Annotated in this window: 9 protein-coding genes; 4 read left to right on the forward strand and 5 right to left on the reverse strand. The window is 64.8% G+C overall.

Annotated features, from left to right (window positions below):
- Position 1: 1 nt before the first annotated feature.
- The gene (locus RB2654_RS07685) at positions 2 to 2866 is read right to left on the reverse strand and encodes a monovalent cation/H+ antiporter subunit A (protein WP_040884568.1); all 2865 of its coding nucleotides are present in this window, start codon (positions 2864 to 2866) and stop codon (positions 2 to 4) included.
- A 323-nt stretch (positions 2867 to 3189) separates the two neighbouring features.
- Here RB2654_RS07685 and RB2654_RS07690 point away from each other — a divergent pair, with 323 nt between their 5' ends.
- Together RB2654_RS07690 and RB2654_RS07695 are read left to right on the forward strand one after the other, a co-directional pair.
- On the forward strand, positions 3190 to 3894 hold the full coding sequence (locus RB2654_RS07690) for a CoA transferase subunit A (protein WP_008330182.1): 705 nt from the start codon (positions 3190 to 3192) through the stop codon (positions 3892 to 3894).
- Entirely contained in the window at positions 3894 to 4517 is a 624-nt protein-coding gene (locus RB2654_RS07695) for a 3-oxoacid CoA-transferase subunit B (protein WP_040884570.1), read from the forward strand. Before RB2654_RS07690 ends, RB2654_RS07695 begins: the two co-directional genes overlap by 1 nt.
- A 67-nt stretch (positions 4518 to 4584) precedes the next feature.
- Here the strand turns inward: RB2654_RS07695 and RB2654_RS07700 are convergent, their stop codons facing one another.
- Both RB2654_RS07700 and RB2654_RS07705 read right to left on the reverse strand, forming a co-directional pair.
- The gene (locus tag RB2654_RS07700) at positions 4585 to 11367 is read right to left on the reverse strand and encodes a cadherin-like domain-containing protein (RefSeq protein ID WP_008330186.1); all 6783 of its coding nucleotides are present in this window, start codon (positions 11365 to 11367) and stop codon (positions 4585 to 4587) included.
- A 215-nt stretch (positions 11368 to 11582) separates the two neighbouring features.
- Positions 11583 to 13298 carry a tetratricopeptide repeat protein gene (locus RB2654_RS07705; protein ID WP_008330188.1) on the reverse strand — a complete coding sequence of 572 codons (1716 nt, stop codon included), beginning with the start codon at positions 13296 to 13298 and terminating at the stop codon, positions 11583 to 11585.
- Between the two features lie 158 nt (positions 13299 to 13456).
- Between RB2654_RS07705 and RB2654_RS07710 the strand changes: the two genes are divergently transcribed.
- Positions 13457 to 14683, forward strand: coding sequence for a UbiA family prenyltransferase (locus RB2654_RS07710; RefSeq protein WP_008330190.1), 1227 nt, complete (start codon positions 13457 to 13459; stop codon positions 14681 to 14683).
- Positions 14684 to 14902: 219 nt separating this feature from the next.
- Positions 14903 to 16510 carry a hypothetical protein gene (locus RB2654_RS22340; RefSeq protein WP_050771943.1) on the forward strand — a complete coding sequence of 536 codons (1608 nt, stop codon included), beginning with the start codon at positions 14903 to 14905 and terminating at the stop codon, positions 16508 to 16510.
- Positions 16511 to 16715: 205 nt separating this feature from the next.
- Here the strand turns inward: RB2654_RS22340 and RB2654_RS07720 are convergent, their stop codons facing one another.
- Both RB2654_RS07720 and RB2654_RS07725 read right to left on the reverse strand, forming a co-directional pair.
- Positions 16716 to 17699, reverse strand: a complete 984-nt coding sequence (locus tag RB2654_RS07720; protein ID WP_008330199.1) for an SUMF1/EgtB/PvdO family nonheme iron enzyme — start codon at positions 17697 to 17699, stop codon at positions 16716 to 16718.
- Positions 17700 to 17703: 4 nt separating this feature from the next.
- Positions 17704 to 19392 (reverse strand): hypothetical protein, encoded by a 1689-nt coding sequence (locus tag RB2654_RS07725; protein ID WP_148912475.1) that lies wholly within the window; start codon positions 19390 to 19392, stop codon positions 17704 to 17706.
- Positions 19393 to 19416: the final 24 nt, after the last annotated feature.

Genomic DNA, 19416 nt, shown 5'->3' on the forward strand with positions numbered 1-19416 from the left:
GTCACTCTTTCCCCCCTTCGAGCGGTTTCACCCTGTCGGCAGGATCGTAGTCCATCGGTTCGAGGTTCACGGACTGCCCGGCATAGCGCGCGATCCGGCTGAGGCTGAAGAGCATCAGCATCACCGCACCCAGCACGGTCAGGAACACGCCGAGGTCGAAAAGCGCGGCGGTCGCGAGCTCGAATTCCTCGATGGGCGGGAACTCGAAATACCCGAAAGCCGAGGTCAGGAACGGTTTACCGGCGAGCCACGACCCGGCCCCGGTCAACCCCGCGATGACCACGCCGAAGCCGATCATCGCATGATACTGAATACGCTGGCGCGACTGTGTCCAGGCAAAGCCCGAGGCCATGTATTGCATGAGCAGCGCAATCGCGATGACCAGACCGGCGACGAACCCGCCGCCCGGATAGTTGTGGCCGCGCAGGAAGATGTAGATGCCGACCATGACCGCGATGGGCATCATGACGCGGGTCGCGACAACCATCATCAGCGGGTGGCGGTCCCGCGACAGATCGCGCGTGAAATCGGTGTTGCGCAGTTTGCGCCCGGCGGGGCCACCCAAGAGCGCCTGCATCAGCGCGTAGATGATGAGACCGGCGATCCCCAGCACGATGATCTCGCCGTAGGTATCGTAACCGCGGAAATCGACGAGGATCACGTTGACTACATTGTTGCCGCCACCGCCCGCATAGGAATTGTCGAGGTGGAAGCCCGAGATCGTATCGACGTCGCGGCGCATGAAGGCATAGGCCAGCGCACCCACACCCGTGCCCGCGACAAGCGCAACGACCCCGTCGGCGATCTTCTTGCCGACGCGCGTTTCCCTTGGCGTCTCTTTCGGAATGAAATGCAGCGCCAGCAACAGCAGCATGATGGTCACAGTCTCGACGGAAATCTGCGTGAGCGCGAGGTCGGGGGCCGAGAGATAGACGAAGCCGGCCGACACCATCAGCCCGATGATCGACAGAACCACGAGGGCGCGGAAGCGGTTGCGATGGAACAGCACGACCGAGGCGGCGCCGACGATCAGCAGAACGAACCCAAGACCGACGAGCGGCGGAACCGGCAACATCTCGCGGCTGGGCGCGGACATGCCGCCCCCGGTCCACGCGGCGTAGCCCAGTGCGACCGATGCGACGGTGAAGATCGCGAGGTAACGGGTGATCGACCGATTGTGCGTCACCTCGGTGATCCAGCGCGTCGCGCCGACCAGAAGCGCCAGCAGCTTGTCGAAGATCGCCTTGGCCTCGGGGCGCGGTGCCGCGATCCACACCCGGTCGAGCGGGCGGTGGATGAGCAGCAGAACGATCCCGCCACCAATGGCGGCGAACGACATGAACAGTGCCGGGGTCACGCCATGCCAGATTTTCAGATGCGGATGCAGCGCCTCTCCCGCCACCGCCGAGGCCGCGACCGCGACGAGGTTGTCGGCGAGGAACGGCATCACGCCGATGGCGACCACGAGCACGACAAGCAGCGCGGGGGCCGCATACATGCCGAAGGGCGGATCATGCGGCTTATGCGGATAGTCGTCGCGCACCGGGCCGCCGAAGGTGTGGAAGATGAAGCGCAGCGAATAGGCGACCGAGAACAGCGCGCCGAGCGTGGCGAGCGCGGGCACGATCCACGGATTTTCAAACCAGTACGTATGCGACGCTTCTTCCAGCATCATCTCTTTCGACAGGAACCCGTTGAAGAGCGGAATCCCCGCCATCGACAGTGCCGCGATTGTTCCAATCGTCGCGGTGATGGGCATGAGTTTCGCCAACCCACCGAGCCGCTTGATGTCCCGCGTATGCGCCTCGTGATCGACGATCCCGGCGGTCATGAAGAGCGCGGCCTTGAAGGTCAGGTGGTTGATAATGTGAAAGACCGCGGCGACGGCGGCGGCGGTCGTGCCGAAGCCCAGAAGCATGGTCAACAGGCCGAGGTGCGAGACCGTCGAGAACGCCAGAAGCGCCTTCAGATCGTCCTTGAACAGCGCGATGACCGCGCCCAGAACCATGGTGATCAGACCCACGGTCGCGACGATGTAGAACCAAGCCTCGGTGCCCGCGAGCGCCGGCCACATGCGGGCCATGAGAAACACGCCCGCCTTCACCATCGTGGCCGAGTGAAGATAGGCCGACACCGGCGTCGGTGCGGCCATCGCATGCGGAAGCCAGAAATGGAACGGGAACTGCGCCGATTTGGTGAAGGCGCCGAGCAGGATCAGGATCAGCGCGGGCAGATACCACTCCGACGACTTGATGAGGTCACCGGAGGCGAGGATGTCGGTCAGGTCGTAGCTGCCCACGATATTGCCGAGGATCAGCATGCCGCCGATCATGGCAAGCCCGCCCGACCCGGTGACCGCCAGCGCCATCCGCGCGCCCTGACGCCCCTCGGGAAGGTGCTTCCAATAGCCGATCAGCAGGAAGGACGACAGCGACGTCAGCTCCCAGAAGACCAGCAAAAGCAGGATGTTGTCCGACAGGACGATGCCCAGCATCGCGCCCTGAAAGAGCAGCAGATAGGTGTAGAACTGCCCCATCGGGTCGTCGCCGGACAGGTAAAACCGCGCATACAGGATGATGAGCAGCCCGACACCGAGGATCATGCCCGCAAAGAGCAGACCCAGACCGTCGAGGAAGAAAGACGCCGACAGGCCAAGCTGCGGCAGCCATTCGAACCGCGCCTGTATGACCTCGCCCCGCATCACGTCCGGCGCCAGAATGCCCAGCATGACCAGCGCAAGCACCGTCGGCACTGCTGTAAATGTTGCGCAGGCGTTTCTGCCTGCCCGGATCATCCAGCCTGGAACCAGCGCGCCGATAAATGGCAATAGCGCAATGATTACAAGCAGATTGCTCCCGTCTCCCATCCGTCGTCCCCGTTGGCGGTATATATTCTTTTTCGTTTCCTCAAGAAATAGGGGGTCATGGCCCGGAAACCAAACGGATTTCCATGACATTTTCGCCAGCCGGGCCGAGTTGCGGGTTGCAAACCGGCCCGGTTCACCCGTCTGGTTTGTCAAAACTCGCTCTTGCACCCGCAGCATTCGTATTTTTACGTAGGGTCAGGAACTTGAACCCGATGTGCCCCCCCGGTAGTGTCCCGCCGAGTTTGGCGGACGGTCGCCGGGGGAGGAGAGACCATCGGGCCAGCCGCAGGGTCCATCGTTTTCACGAAAGAGAAAGAACGGATATGCAAAAAGTGTACCCCAACGCAAAGGCCGCGCTCGATGGCCTGTTGCGTGACGACATGCTGATCGCCGCCGGGGGCTTCGGCCTTTGCGGCATCCCCGAGCTTCTGATCGACGCCGTGGTCGAAAGCGGCGTGAAGAACCTGACGGTCGCCTCGAACAACGCGGGCGTCGACGGGTTCGGGCTGGGCAAGCTGCTCGACACCCGCCAGATCAAGAAGATGATGTCGTCCTATGTCGGCGAGAACGCGGAATTCATGCGACAGTATCTGGCGGGGGAACTGGAACTCGAGTTCAACCCGCAGGGCACGCTGGCCGAACGGATGCGCGCCGGCGGTTCGGGCATTCCGGGGTTCTACACCAAGACCGGATACGGCACCCAGATCGGTGAGGGCAAAGAGGTCAAGGTGTTCAACGGCGAGCACTACATTCTCGAAGAAGGCATCTTCGCGGACCTGTCGATCGTGAAAGCGTGGAAGGCCGACGACACCGGAAACCTCGTCTTCCGCAAGACCGCCCGCAACTTCAACCCGCCGGCGGCCATGTGCGGCAAGGTCTGCGTGGTCGAGGTGGAAGAGATCGTGGAGCGCGGCGCGCTCGACCCCGACCACATCCACCTGCCCGGCATCTACGTGCACCGCATCATTCAGGGCGAACACGAGAAACGGATCGAAAAAGTCACCACGCGCAGCCGGGAGGACGCATAATGCCTTGGGATCGTAACCAGATGGCCGAACGGGCCGCGCAGGAACTCGAAGACGGGATGTACGTGAACCTCGGGATCGGCATCCCGACGCTGGTCGCCAACTACGTGGGCGACAAGGACATCACGCTTCAGTCGGAAAACGGCATGCTCGGCATGGGCCCCTTCCCCTACGAGGGCGAGGAAGACCCGGACCTCATCAACGCGGGCAAGCAGACGATCACCGAACTCAACCGCACGTCCTATTTCGACAGCGCCATGTCCTTCGGCATGATCCGGGGCGGCAAGATCGCCGCCGCGATCCTCGGCGCGATGGAAGTGGCCGAGAACGGCGACCTCGCGAACTGGATGATCCCCGGCAAGCTGGTCAAGGGCATGGGCGGGGCGATGGACCTTGTCGCCGGTGTCGAAAAGGTCGTTGTCGTGATGGATCACACCAACAAGGCTGGCGAGACGAAGCTGCTCAAGTCATGCACCCTGCCCCTCACCGGCACGGGCGTCGTCGACCGGATCATCACCGATCTGGGCGTGCTGGACGTGGTCGAGGGCGGTCTGAAGATCGTGGAACTCGCCCCGGACGTGACCGAGGACGAACTGCGCTCCAAGACCGAAGCGACGATCGTCTGAGCGCATCCCCACCGACCGAAAGAAAAAGGGCCCCGCGGGGCCCTTTTTTGTGGCGTGACGCCAAGGATCACCAGAGCAGATCGCCCGACGACACGATGCCGCTGACGTCGATCAGTTGCACCTGCGCGCCGTTCGACAGTGTGACCAAAGTATCGTCCACCGTGCTGTCGCCGTCGGCATCGACGTCGGCCACGCTCGCGATGGTCAATCCGCCAAGCAGGTTGAGACCGTCGACCCCAAGCTCGAAGTCGCGGATGGTGTCCACGTCGGTCTCGGTCCCAAGCTCCGCATCGAAGACGAATTGGTCGGCACCCAGGCCCCCGGTGGCAATGTCGTTGCCGACACCACCAAAGATGATGTCGTCCCCGTCGAAGCCCATCAGGATGTCGTCGCCAGCAGCACCGCCAAGGGTGTCGCCCTCGTCGGACCCGAAGATCAGGTCGGCTTCGGAGGTTCCGGCCTGATTGACGCTCTCGGCCTTGACGCCGAGCGTCTTGATCGTGGTGAGCACGATCTCGTCGCCCGTCGTCGTCGGGTCGAGGTCCACGGTTACCGACGTGGTGAACGTGTTCGACCTGCCCAGTAGCTCGGCGATGCCGGAAATCTCGGCAAGACTGATCGCCAGCCCTTCGGCGGTCGTCGAGAAGTCCGGCAGTCCGGCCAGTTGCCCGTGATCCGTCGCATCCGCGACCAACGACACCGTCGCGTCCGAAACCTCGAGCTGGAACAGAGCGGAATTGCCGACGCTGTCGAGCAAATCGGAGAAGGACGAGACGGCAAGGATGGTCCCGTCCGTGTCCAACTGCTCCACGTTGCCCGTCTGGAAGTTGCCGACCGCCACGACCTCGGTCGTGACGCCGTAGGCCCGCAAGGCCGTGTCCGCCTGATCGATCCGTGTCTCCTGCGCGGCCAGGGGATACGGCACACCGTCGGTGATGAGGTAGATGAAGTTGTTATCCGAGCTGGCCGTCTGGTCGTAGAACATGCTTGCCGCAGCCAGCATGGCATCGCCCGTGGCGGTTGTGCTGCTGATCCACGAAAGCGTATCCACAAGCGCCGTCATGGTCGAAACCGGGAAGGTATCGGTGAACTCGATCTCGCGCCGGACGGTATTCGAGAAGTTGATGACCGCGAAATCCAAATTCACGCCCGTACCGGTGAATTGCGTGTCCAACTCGGTCATCAGACCCGAGACGGCGTCTTTCGTCAGTTCCCATCCGCTGCTGCCGACGCTGCCGGAACTGTCCATCACGAACATGACGTTCACGTTGGGCGACCCGGAAAGCGACGACAGGTCGACCGAAATCTGCCCGGTATCGAACACTTCGACCTCGGCGGTCTGCCCGCCCGTCGTGGTATAGGGCCCAACGTCCACCGTTATCGTCGCGGTGTCGGAGGCCGTTCCGTCAGACACGAGCGCCTGGAATGAATCCGACCCCGAGAAACCGCTGTTCGGGGTGTAGACGTAGCTGCCATCGGGATTGACCACGATGGTGCCGTTGTCCGGCCCTTCGCCCGGCACGAGCGCATAGGTCAGGCTGTCACCGTCGATGTCGAAGCCGCTGAGGGTCGCGTTCAGCGCGACTTCGTAATCGGTCGTCTCCGACTGATCGGCCATCTCCGGCGCATCGTTGACGCCCGCGATCTCGAACGAAACGGTCGCGCTGTCGCTTCCCCCGTTGCCGTCGCTCACGGTGTAGGTGAAGGTTTCGACAAGGATATCGCCCGCGGCGAGACCCTGCATCGCGGCGGCGGGGCTGTAATCCACCGACCCGTCCGGGTTCAGCGCGAGCGTGCCGCCTGCGGTGCCCGTTGGCGACACCGCGACGATCTCAAGCGTGTCGCCGTCGATGTCGCTGTCGTTGCCCAAAAGGTCTGCCGCCGCGAAGGTGATAGGCGTGTCTTCGTCCGCGCCGGTGTCCAGCGCCGTGAAGCTGTCGTTCACCGCATCCGGGTCGTCGTTCGCCCCCACGATCTGCACGGATACGGTGGCCGTGTCGGTCGCCCCGTTCTCATCCTCGATGGTGTAGGTAAAGCTATCGGTCGCGGTCTCGCCCACCCCGAGGTAATCGAAGGCCGCCAGCGGGTTGTAGAACACGTCGCCCGTGGTCGCGTCGACGACCGTGACCTCTGCCCCCGAGGCGAGCGTGATCGACGGTGCCGCCGAGCCGTTCAGTTCCGTCAACGTGAAGCTGTCGGTGATGTCGGGGTCGTAGTCCTGCACCGGACTGATCTGGCCGAGCCGGAACAGGTCCGCGGTGTAGGCGCCGTTCTCCGGTGTGACGAACGCATCGTCCACGGCGACGGGCCCGTCGTTCTGCCCCGCGATCGAGATCGAGATCGTCGCGGTATCGGTCGCGCCCTGTCCGTCCGACACGGTGTAGGTCAGGATCGGCGAGGTGTAGCTTTCGCCGACGCCCAGCCCGTCGAAGAACCCGTTGGAGCTGAACGCGAACGTGCCGTCCGCATTCACCTGCACCGTCTGACCGGACAGCAGGATAAGCTCTTGCCCCACCTGCGTGTCGACCCCGTTCACGGCGACGACCGTCAGCACGTCGTTGGCGTCGACATCGCTGTCGGCCCCGGACCCGTTGTCATCGAACACGTTGCCCGTCGCACCGATCTGATCGCCGTTGAACAGGTCATCCTCGGCCACCGGGCCGTCATTCGCCCCCACGATGGTCACGGTCGCGGTCGCGATATCAGTTCCGCCGTCGCCATCGGTGATCGTGTAGTCGAAGGTGATCGTCCCGGTCTCGCCCACACCCAGTTGTTCGGCCCCGATGAACCCTGCGGTGTCGAGGTCGAGCGTGCCGTCGGCCCGGATGGTCAGGTTGCCAAAGCCCGAGAGCAACGTCGTTTCACCGGAGAATGCGCCACCGGCGACTGAGATCACGGAAATGCCCGCACTGTCGATGTCGTAATCCTGCGGCGGGGCGGACGAGAACGGAGTGAACAGCGTCGCACCGACCAGCGCCGCGCCCTCGGCGACCGTGAAGGCGTCGTCGAAGGCCACCGGAGCGTCGTTCACCGGCGCCACATCGACCGAGATGAGCCGGGTGGTCGTCGCCTGATCGCCGTTCGCCGTTTCGGTCGCAATCGCATCCACTTGGAACTGGATGAGGCCGAAGGCATCCGGCGGCGGCGTGAAGGTGAGGCCGGGCAAGGAAGCAAGATCCGCGCCCTCGATCACCCATTCCGGGCCGTCCGCATATCCGATGTTGAATACCGAACCCGCCGGCATACCACTGAAGCGCAGCTGAAGCGTCTCGGACCCGTCGGTGTCGAACAGATCCGCAACGAGGCCGAGGAGCCCCGCGGTGTCCTCGGTCCCGATGGCGAGCGGTTGCGGCACCACCACCGGGGCATCCGCGACGGGAACGATGTCGATATCGACCGTAGCCGTGTTGGACACCGCAATTCCGTCGGAGATTTCATAGGTGAAGCTGTCGGGCCCCGAGTAATTCAGGTCCGAGGTGTAACTGAAGAACGTCCCGTTGAAGGACACGACGCCATGCGTCGTGTTGATCGTCGTCGGACCCGTCAGCACCGTTCCGTTGATCGAATAGACGAAAGGCACATCCCCGTCCGCGTCGCTGTCGTTCGACAGCAGGCTGAGGGGGATGCCGACCGGGGAATCCTCGTCCGTCGAATAGGCGTCGTCACTCGCGACCGGGGCCTGATTATCATCGGCCCCGTTGATGTCGATGGTCAGCGTGGCGGTATCCGTGCCGCCGTTCCCATCCGATATCGTATAAGTGAAAGTTTCCTGCGCGATTTCGCCGGAAACCAAGGCTTCGGTATCGGAATCCGTATTGTCGAGCGTATAGGTCCAATCACCGTCCGGCCCGATGGCGAGAAGGCCGTAGCGCCCCAGAACGAGTTGCACGAAGGTCGTGACGGGCATGTCCGACCCCGGCTCGCCGGTTCCGGACGACACCTGCACGACGGCGAGCACGTCATTCGTATCCACGTCGCTGTCGTTGGCAAGGACATTGCCCGCGGCACTGTCCTGTCCGATCGGATCGGCGTAGCCGGCCTCGACCACCGCGACGCCGGTGTTGTTGTCGCTCACGGCCGATGGTCCGTCGTTCTGACCCATCACCGTGACCGAAACCGTGGCGCTATCCTGCCCGCCATTTCCGTCGGTCACCGTGTAAGTGAAGGTGTCTACCGCGCTTTCGCCCGCACCCAAGGCCTCGAACTGTCCCGACGGATCATAGGTGAAGGTATCGCCATCGCCGGTCGAAATGACGATGCCCGACGTGCCGGTGGTGTCGATGGACAGAACCTCGATATCGTCGCTGAGATCGACGTCGGTGTCGTTTCCGGTCAGGTTGATCGCCGTGGCGACGAGGTCGTCTTCGTTGACGGTCGCGGTGTCGTCATTCGCCGTCGGGCCGTCATTCTCGCCAAGGACCGTGATCGTGACCAGCGCGTTGTCGCTGGCACCGTGGTTGTCCTCCATCACATAGCCGATCAGCACGTCGACGCTTTCGCCCGCGCCGAGGTATTCGAAGTCGCCCAAGGTATCGAAGGTGATCTGATCGCCCACGATATCGCCGGTGCCGCCCGGCGTGTACTTGACCCCGCCGATGACCGACAGGGTATCGCCCAGATCGACGTCGGTATCGTTGTCGAGCGCCGCGACCGAGATCGAGCCGGATTCTCCCAACGTGCGGTTGTCGTCATTGGCGACCGGCCCATCGTTCTCGCCTTCGACCGTGACGGTCGCGGTGGCCGTATCGGTCCCCCCGTTTCCATCCGTCACCGTGTAGTCGAAACTGTCGATGTAGGTCGCGCCGACCGCGAGGAAGTCGAAGTTGCCCGCGATCCCGACGGTGACATCCGTCCCATTGGCATCCACGCTCACGTCGCCCAGCGTTCCCGCGTCGTCGATGCCGAGGATCGAAAGCGGATCGCCATCCGGGTCGCTGTCATTGGCGACCAGGCTGAACGACACATCCACGGTGTCTTCGAGGATCGGCGTTGGCGAGGCCGCGTCGTCCACCGCGACGGGGCCGTCGTTGGTGCCCAAGACGGTAATCGTGACGGTCGCGGTCGAGGTTTCGCCCGCCTGATCCGCGATGGTGTAGGACAGCTCCACCGTGGCCGTTTCACCGACCGCAAGGTCGTTGTAGTCACCCCCCGGCGTCCATTCGACCTGATCGCCCACGATGCCGGCCGTTCCCCCGCCCGAGGTGACCGACACGGCGATCACGCTCAGGGTGTCGCCCGCATCCGGGTCACTGTCGTTGTCGAGCACCGACACCAGAACGGCGTCGTCTTCATCGGTGCTGGCCGTGTCGGCAAATGCCGTCGGCGCCTCGTTCGTGCCGATCACGGTGACGGTGACGGTCGCGCTGGTGCTGGCGCCGTGGGTATCCACCAAGATCACCTCGACATCGACCTCGGCCTCTTCCCCGTTGGCGAGCGCGTTGAAGTCGCTGCCCGGATCGAAGGTCAGCGTCGAACCGAGAAGCGAAACGCTGCCCGGTCCGGCGAAGGCGCCCAGCTGGTAGGTCAGCGTCGTCGCGTCGTCGTCGCTGTCCACGTCATCCGCCAGCGCGGCAAGGTCCACATCGACCGGCCCGCCCCCTTCGAAGGCTTCGGCAGTGCCCGCATCCAGCGTGGGCGCGTCGTTTTCACCGACGAGCGTGATCGTCACGGTATCGGTCGCGGTCGCGCCCTGCCCGTCGTCCAGCGTCACCGCGTAGGTCTGCACCAGCGTCTCGCCCATTGCGAGCCCGTCGAGCGCGGCATCGGCGACGTCGAAGCTCCACCCGACCGAACCGGCCCCGGACCCCGTGGAATCCGTAAGGAGGATCGCGAAGGCCCCCAGATAGCCCGACGCGCCCGGCACGACCGAAACAGCGTGGGTGTCGTTGAGATCGACATCGGTGAAGTCGATGGACCCGGCGGCGTTCAGCGTCGCGGTCCCCTCGCCCGGCGCACCGTCGGCGATCTCCGTCACGGTGGCGGCTTGCGGACCGGAGGTGATCGAAATGCCGTCGTTCAGCCCTTCGATGGTGAGGTCCGAGGTGATCGTCGTCGTCCCCCCGCTCCCATCGTCGATGACCAGCGTGATCTGCTCCACGACGCTTTCCCCGGCGGACAGGTAGTCGAAGGCCGTGCCCGGATCGAAGGTCAGGTCATAGCTTTGGGCGTCCATACCGCCCGAGGTCGGGATGGGGGTTGCGGCCCCGACCGTGACGGTGCCGGTTCCCGGCTGGCCGTCCGTGTCGGACAGGCTCGCCGACAGGATCGTCGCGCCGGTTCCGCCAATGTCGTAGACCGAGACCGAAAGCGTGGTCGTCCCGTTTTCGGGCGCGCTCGCGTCATCGAACACCACGAGCGGCGGGTTCTCCCCCCCGATCTCGAACGTGTAATCGTCGAATTCCAGAATCTCGAACCCGACGAGCGTATCGCAGCCGTCCGGCCCGCGCACGGTGATGACATTGCACCACCAGTTCGAGCTTATCGTGTAGTCGAGGATCGAGCCTGAGAAGACGGCGGTATCGGTGCCCGAGCCGCCATTCATGAAGTCGTTGCCGCCGCCGCCTTCGATCCGGTCGTCGCCGCGGTTGCCGTTTATGATGTCCCGGATATCCGACCCGGTCAGGTCGTCGTCACCCTGACGTCCCACGATGACCTGCCCGCGCGAAGCGTCCGATTTGTCGATGACGTCATCATGGCGCGTGCCGATCTCGATCTCCGGTCCGCGTCTGTCGTGGTCGGCCCCGCGCCCCCGTGCGTCGTGGTCGTCGTGGCCGTTTCGGGACTGGTGGTGGTCGTCGTCGCGCCGGTTGGATTTGTCGCTTTTCTTGGAATTACTATTGGACTTGCCCATGCGATTTCCCCCCTGAAACGGCATGTTGAAATAAAGTAGCGTTCTAAAAGGTCCGGGACCTGACCCAAGGGTAACCCCAAAAAGTGATTCCCTCAAAATTTACTCGAGATATGCGATTGTTTAGAACGGGATAGCAGGATGTAGCGCGCAGGGCACAATGTAGCGGACCGCGCAAAGTCGGCCACCACATATGGCCCAGTCCGGGCGTCTGCCGCTCAGTTCCCTGCTAGTTTGCGTGCCGCCGCCGCCGTTCCACCCCCCACGATCGCGTCGAGTGCGCCATCGTAGAGGCCGCGCGCCTGAAGGATCTTCTGGAATTCAAGCGCGGTGTCGCGATCCCAAGTGCCGGGCGCGCCGTTGCGCAGGTCACCGAAGTCCAGCTTGCCGCTTTCCATCGCCCGCACATAAAGCCCGGCGGCAATCGCCGGGTCATAGGCGACGCCGCGCCCGGTTTCATAGAACACGCCCATCATCGCGATTGCGGGCGGATGGCCGGTCTGGGACACCATTCGGGTCAGGCGCACCTGCTCCTCCGGGTCGTCGGGCAACCCGGAGTTGGGATCGGCATAGAGCGACGAGAGTTCGAGCGCCGCCGAAAGGTTCCCGGCATCCGCCGCCATCGTGTAGTACCTGACCGCCCGCGACGTGTCCGGAATGCCCAGCGCCGCGTCGGCCCGCCCCGGAATGCCGTCACCGTTCAGGTATGTCTGGGCAAGCCTGTATTGCGCGAAGTGATAGCCTTTGTCGGCGGCCATGGTCATCAGTTCGACCATGCGCGCCGGGTCGCGCGGAACCCCGCGCGCCACCTGATACAGAAGGGCCAGCGTCGTCATGCCAGCGGCGTCGCCCCGCTCGGTGGCGGCCTGATAATGCCCGACCGCCTTTGCGATGTCCTGACCTTCGGGGCCGACACCGAACAGGAAATAGTCGCCCAGCCGGGTTTCGGCGGCGCCAAGCCCGGCCTCGGCGGACCGGGTGAGCAGGTCGAAGGTCGCCCCCGCCTGCCCGCGCGCCTGTGCGATGGATGCGGCGTGGAACAGAACTTCTGGATCGGCATCTTCCGCTTCGGCCGCCATCAGGCAGGCCTCTGCCGCCCGTGCCAGCGTTTCCTTTTGCGATGCGGCATCGACCGCAGCGGCAGGAACACCTGCATTCGCAGGGCCTGCGATGTCGATGCACTCCTGCGCGGCGATGTCGTAGGGGTCCGGTTCGGGCGCCGCTTCGGGCGCCTCCGCGACCTCTTCGGCGCTCTCTGTCGCCGGGTCTTCAGGTGCTTCCGCGCTCTCGGTCGCCGCGTTTTCGGGTTCCTCCGCGACCTCCTCGGCAGCTTCGGTCTCCGGATCTTCGGGGGCCTCCGCGACTTCTTCCGCGCTCTCGGTCGCCGGGTTCTCGGGAGCCTCGTCCTCGACGATCGCCTCGGCTTCGGTGTCCGGTTGTTCCGGGGCCTCGGCCTGCGGCGCGGCGTCAGGCGTGATCTCCGTGGCGGCCTCCACGTCGGTTTCGGCATCTTCGGCGGATTGCGCGACCGCCTCCTCGCCACCCGTCACCGTGACATCGGCATCGCCCGCTTCGGTCTCGCCGTCCACATCGGGTGAGGCCACGACATCGGCACCCTCCTTGTCGGCCCGACGCGGCTCGACCCCGTTCAAGATGCCCGACGGACGGTCCGGTGCCGCGTCCGTTTTCTGAACCTGCGGCCCGCCCAGCGTCGGCGCCGCCGGACCTTCGCCATCGCGATCCTTGGCCGTGTTCGCCCCTCTCGCAGAGGGCGCGTCATCCCCCCCGGCGGCCACACCGCCTGTCATCTCCGACGTCGTGTCGCCGACCTGAACCGACGGGGTCTTTTCGTCCGACCCGTTCGGCGTGTCCTGCGAATAACCGACCCCCGGAAGGGTCAGCGTTGCGGCGACGATGACTGCGAAACCTTTCAAGACGACAATCCCCTATGAAATGACACTAAATTGCTAACCGGACCGTGACACCAAGTCTACACCACGCCCCCGGTCAGGGTGTCCGCTCGTTATGAGATTGTCACCTCAAAACGGCTTGGCCACAGTCGAATGAGCGATTCAAGACAAGCCACGGCACCATGCAGAAAGAACTCCGCCCGTCGACCGAACCGTTCATCGTGGACCTCGACCGCGACCTGTTGCGGGGCAATCTGGGGGCCGAGGTGTTCTGGTGGAACGTCTCGCGCGACATTCGCAGCCTGCATCTGCGCAAGCACCGCCGTTACCCCAACCCCAAGCGCCTGCCCTACGACCCCGACGTGATCGCGGGCTGCAAGGCCGCGCGCGCCGAGGGGCGCGAGGTCGTTCTGGCCGACGCCGGGATGCCGGAACTCGCCGGCCCCGTTGCGTCGCATCTGAAGGCCTTCGACCGGACCCAGACCGGCCACGCGCCCGCAAGCGACGTGCCCCGTGAACGCCCCACCATGCTGCTGCGCGAAGTCCTTCGCCAAATGCGGATGCATCAGTGGGTCAAAAACATCCTCGTTTTTCTGCCGCTCATGGCCGCCCATGCCTTTGCGCCGGACACGCTGCTGAGCGCGCTTCTCGCCTTCTTCGCCTTCGGTTTCGTCGCGTCGGCGGTCTATGTGCTGAACGACCTTGCCGACCTCGAGGCGGACCGGAAGCACCGGACCAAGTGCAATCGCCCTTTCGCCTCCGGGCGGCTTCCCGTCCGGTTCGGCGCGCCGATGCTGATCGCGCTTCTCGTCACGGGCTTCGGCATCGCGGTTCTCGTGACCCCGGCGCTGACCATCGTTCTTGCGGGCTATTTCGTGCTGACCACGGCCTATTCGATGAAACTGAAGGGGATGCTCGCGCTCGATATCGTCGTGCTCGCGATGCTTTATACGGTGCGGATCGTGGCGGGCGCCGCCGCGACCGACATCAATCCCTCGGTCTGGCTTCTGTCTTTTTCGATCTTCCTGTTCCTCTCGCTCGCCGCCGTGAAACGTCTGGCGGAACTCGTCGAGCTTGACGCACGCGGGGCCGCCAAGGCCGCCGCAGGTCGCGCCTATACGGTCGAGGATCGCCCGATCATCGCGATGATCGCCACCGCATCGGGCTTCATCGCCGTGCTGGTGCTGGCGCTCTATCTCGACACGGCCGAGGTGCGCGCGCAGTATGCCGAGCCGATGGCCCTCTGGGGTGTCGGTCTGGTGCTCCTGTTCTGGATCAGCCGAATCGTTCTTCTCGCCCACCGGGGCCTCGTGAATGAAGATCCCGTGGTGTTCGCCCTGACAGACCGGGCGAGTCGCTATCTCGTGGCGATTTGCGCCGTTCTGTTCGCCGTCGGCGTGCTGGCCTAGGCGCGATCGACCGGAAATGCGGCCCAAGCTGCGACGGCCTGTCGCAGTTCGGTGCGGTGATTTGCTTATCAGCCACTCATCGAGGCAAGATTCCGCCCAGTCGGCAAAAATCTCCCACATCGGCGGAACCCGCTTTATTGTCATCTTAACGATGGGACAGTACGAGCGCGGACCATGATCCGACACACACACGATGTTAAAGACACCGCGCCTGTACGCATGCGTCCTCAACCCGTCCACGCGCTCGCCGCTGTGGGGGTTCTGGCTGGCCTGGTCGTCTCCGCCTGGGGCAGCCTGTTCGCTGTCCATACCCTTTATCCGTCCTATGTCTCGGCCTTCGTCGTGACCGAGCCGGCCGCCTCCGCGCCGCAGGTCGCCGACAGCGACCTCGCCTCCCAGACCCAGCGGGTTCTGAGCGGGCTTCGCCTTGACGAGGGGACCGCACCGGAAAAACCGCAGGTCGAACTTGCGGGCTTTACCGAAGCGACCGAAGCGCCCAAACTTCCTGCACCGGAAGCCGAGGCCGCCGCGCCGTCGCCGCAAGACCTCGCCCGGTTGAGCGAAACCGATGCGGACACCCGCGCCGGGTCGTCGCTCGTCCAGCCTGAGCGGGAAGTCGCGATGACCGAGGACGCCACCGAACAGCCCGTGCCGGCCGACCGCATGGTCGCCACGGCCGAGGTGCCCGATCCGGTTCCGGCCGCGCCGGCGACCGATCTTGCCGATGCCGCGATGCTGATCGACCCGTCCGACCTTGCCGTGACCGCCTCGATCCGCCCGCGCCTGCGCCCCGAAGGCTTCTCGCCGTTGGCGGCACCGGAGGCGCCCGCGGCCGAGGTCATTCAGGTGGCCGGTGCCGACAACGACCTCGACGGGTTCACCACCTCCACGATGAACTCGACCTCGGTCCTCGCCGTGCCGTCGTCGCCGCGCCCCCGCGCGCTGCCCGATGCGCTGCGCACGGCCTTTGCGCCGACCCGCCAGCAGGCGCAGGAACCGACGCCGGAACCCGATCCGTCCTTCGTCGCCTCGTCGCGCGTCTCCGGCAACGGCTGCGGCCGCAACCATGCCCGCAACATGCCGAACCGCCGTGCAGGCGCACCGACCGGAAGCGCCTTCATGGCTTCCGTCGGCAACGGCAGCGGCGGCAACCGCGACAACGCCATCATCAACGAGCTTGCGCGCGGCAACATGCCGAGCTTCCTGCAAGACCTGCGTCCGGTCGCCATCCGCGGGAAGGACTCGCGCGGGGCCTCGACCGAGATCGTGGTCTGCGTGACGCCCGACTACCTCGCGCTCGGTTCCGACCGCGATTTCGTCCGCGTGCCGCTTGGCCTGCCTGCGGCCGCTTCGATCGCCGGGCGCTTCGGCATGATGCTGCCCACCTCGCGCATGGTCGATGCGATCTACGCACAGGCGTCGGTCAAACTCAGCCCCAAGCCGATGCAAGCCGGGCCGCAGATGTCATCGACCTCCTATTTCGTGCAGCACAACCAGACCATCGAAGCCCAGCGTGGCGGCCGGATGGGCCTGATCTCGGGCCACAAGAAAGACGTGGTCATGGCGAACCGCATGGCCTCGAACCCGGGGCGCGTCGCCATCTACGGCTGGCACCGCTCGAACGGGAACCCGATCCAGCCTGTGTCGACGGTCCACGGGGCGAGCTATGCCGACTATAGCCACGGCATTCGTCTGGTCAGCCGCACCGCCTATCTGAACGGGCGCGCGGTCGACCTCGAGGACCTGCTGTCTTCGGGCCGCTATGCCTACCTGCTGAACAGCGACGGCCCGATGCCGGGCCCGGTGATCCGCGTCGCCTCGCGCTGACGCTAGACACCAGAACGTACGAAGGCCGCGCCACACCAGCGCGGCCTTCTTCGTTCCGTAGCCCCAGCCCCGCCCCTCTTCTCTGTTTCAAAAAACCTCGGGGGACGCCGCGCAGCGGCGGGGGGCAGCGCCCCCTATCGCCCGGCGCCGCAGGCGACGGGCTCCCCATGCGCGAGCGAAGCTCGCTCCGTTTGATAACGCCCGATCAGCGAATATCGCGGAAGCACCGGAACCCGAGGTGGTAGTTGGAGTGGCTGCCGTTCGACATGACCTGCGTGCCGTGCCAGAACGGCGCGCGCCATCGCGCCCATTCCTCATGCGCGCGCACGCTGTCCCAAATGAACCAGCTTCCCTTCATCTCGGTCACGCCCAGCGTCTGCGACCCCCGGCTCGCCATCTGGCTCGGGTTGAGCGGCAGGTTCATGTGCTCGGCCGCGTTTCCTTCAAGGTCATAGACACCCAGCGCCGACTTGCAGTTCGGAAAGCTGCCCACCGGATAGGTGTTCGACCCGCAGCCCGACCAGCTGCCCCCGTTGCATCCGGGCGTCTTGGACGAGGCCTGCGCGCAGATCCCCCGCCGCCACTGCGGCCCATAGGTCCAGTTCTTCGACTGGCCCCATTTCGCGTTGTGCCAGGACCGCATCGCACCGTGTGACCCAAGGTCGAAGCGGTAATCGGGCTCCAAAAGCGCACCGGCCGCGGCCCCCTCCCACTCATGGGCGTCACCCATGCGTTTGCCCTCCGCAGCGCAGGTCAGCGCGGCGTTGCGGGCCGAAATCCATGTCACCGGGTAGGCCATCGGGACGTTCGGGTATTCGAACATATCGACGCAGACCGTCGCATCCTCGGGCCGTTGCGTGGCGGGATCGTAAAGCGGTGCCATGTATTTGCGTCCGCAGATCCGTTCGAACTGCGCGTTGCGGTAATACTGATACGGGTCGCCCGGCACCTTGGCGGCGGCCTGTTGCGGCGTCATCGGGTGGCGCGTGACCGCCGGGTTGCCCTGCCCGGTCCGGCCCGTGGAATTGAAAATCTGGCGGATGCGCGAGATCTGCGCGGCCGTCACACCGCGCTTTTCCATCATGAGGCGATACATCGCCTCGTTGTTCTCGGCCAACGTCGCGGCGCTCCCGGCACCGCCCGCAAATACCGTCAGAGCCAGTCCCAGCGCCGCAATCGCTTTCCGCATCTTCCTATTCCTTTCGCAGTATGTAGAAGAAATCCCGGTTGTCCGCGAAGCCGACGAACCGCGGGATGCGACCGTTGTCGCCCCAGGGATCGCTTTCGGCCATGTACCGGTTCAGGTGCATCGGTTCGAGCCCGTCACCATTGGCATTCTGCTTGTAGACCGCGAGGTAGGTGAGCTCCGGCGAGTTCATGTCGAGTAGCATCGCATAGTCGCAATCATAGGCTTGAAACACCCGCGCCATCGCCGAGGGCGTCACCGACGAGAAATAGGCGTAGAGCAGGAACTGACGCCCGCCTGCGGTCTTGAGGCAGGTGCCCGACCGCAGCGTGCGCAGTTGCGCATCCGCCGAGCCGGACCAATTGCCGCCGCCCCAGGAACTCACCCGATCGCCCGGCACCGCCTGCCCCGTTTCGGGGTCGCGGTCCACGACGGCCACGCCGTTCTGGCGGGCATAGATCAGGTTCGGGACCATTTCGTTGTCGGCCTCGGTCCATGTCTTCATGCCCACTTCGCCGTCGAGCGTCACATAGAGCGTGGCGAGGTTCGGGATCAGCCGGCTGAAGGTCACGCCGTTCGACAGAAAGCCGTAATGGTGCCCCCGGTTGAAGGTCGCGTAGTCGGAAAAGCGGTAGGCGCCATGATCGCGTTTGAAACCCCCGGCGAAGGCCGCGACCGCGCGGCTGGTCAGCGACGGCGACAGCATCCCGTTGCGCACCAGCGGGTCGGGGCGGTTGAAGCCGTCGGGGCCCGCCAGTTGCCAGTCGTTGCCCGACCGCGACGGGCGGGAGGACCAGCCAAGGCCCGGGTGATCGGTGCCCAATTCATACCCGACCTCGAATTTCGCAAGATCGAAGGCGACGAGGTAGACGTCGGCGTTCTGTTCGACCCCGTCGAGCCAGTTGGCGCCATTGCGTTCGGCCAGAATGCTGTTGGCGATATAGGCGGGCTTCATCACGCTGGAATAGACGCCCTCGTTGCCCTCGACCGCGTACCATGCCCCGGCCTCCATTCCGCCCTCGGCACCCTCGACCTCGATCGACATATTGGGGCGCATGACCGGCTGACGGTCCAGCGCCGCCGTGCCCAGCGCGGCGACGGCATCGCCCGCATCGCCATCCTCGACCGTCTCGGCGTTTTCGAGAAACGCGTCTTCGAAGAAGGTGCCCTTGATGAGGTTCACCAGCTTGTCGCCGAAAACCACGTTTTCACGCAGGAAATCCGACACGGCCTCGCGGTTGGTGCGGCTGCCCGACACCTTGTTGCGCAGGTAGATCTTCTGCCCGCAGAGCGGCGCATAGGGCAGCCCGCTCCCCGCCGCTGTCGCGAGCGCCGAAGGTTCGCCCGTCCACGGCGTGCAACTGTCCTGACTGCCAAGGCCCGCGATGCTGAGTGCGGGCTGATCGCCGTCGGTCAGCGTCAGGGTCCAGGTCTGCGCATCCGCGTTCTCGAAATGAAACCGTTGCGCACCCGCTCCTTCGGCCTGAATTTCCAGAAGATACCAGCGGTTCACGCCCGGATGCAGCGAGGTCAGGCGATAGGTGGTCCCATCCGCCGCGACAGTTTCCTGTGCAGTCCGCATCGGTGCCATTTCGATGACCGACCCGACCGAGTCCTGATTGTAGGTCTCCCATTGGGCGGCAAGCGTCGCGGCATCGGCTTCGGTCATCCCTTCGGCGACGGCAGCGTGCGCCACCAAAGCGATCAAGCAACCCGCCGC

Origin of the sequence: Maritimibacter alkaliphilus HTCC2654 (genome assembly GCF_000152805.1) — a bacterium.
In the GTDB taxonomy this organism is placed as follows: Bacteria; Pseudomonadota; Alphaproteobacteria; order Rhodobacterales; family Rhodobacteraceae; genus Maritimibacter; species Maritimibacter alkaliphilus.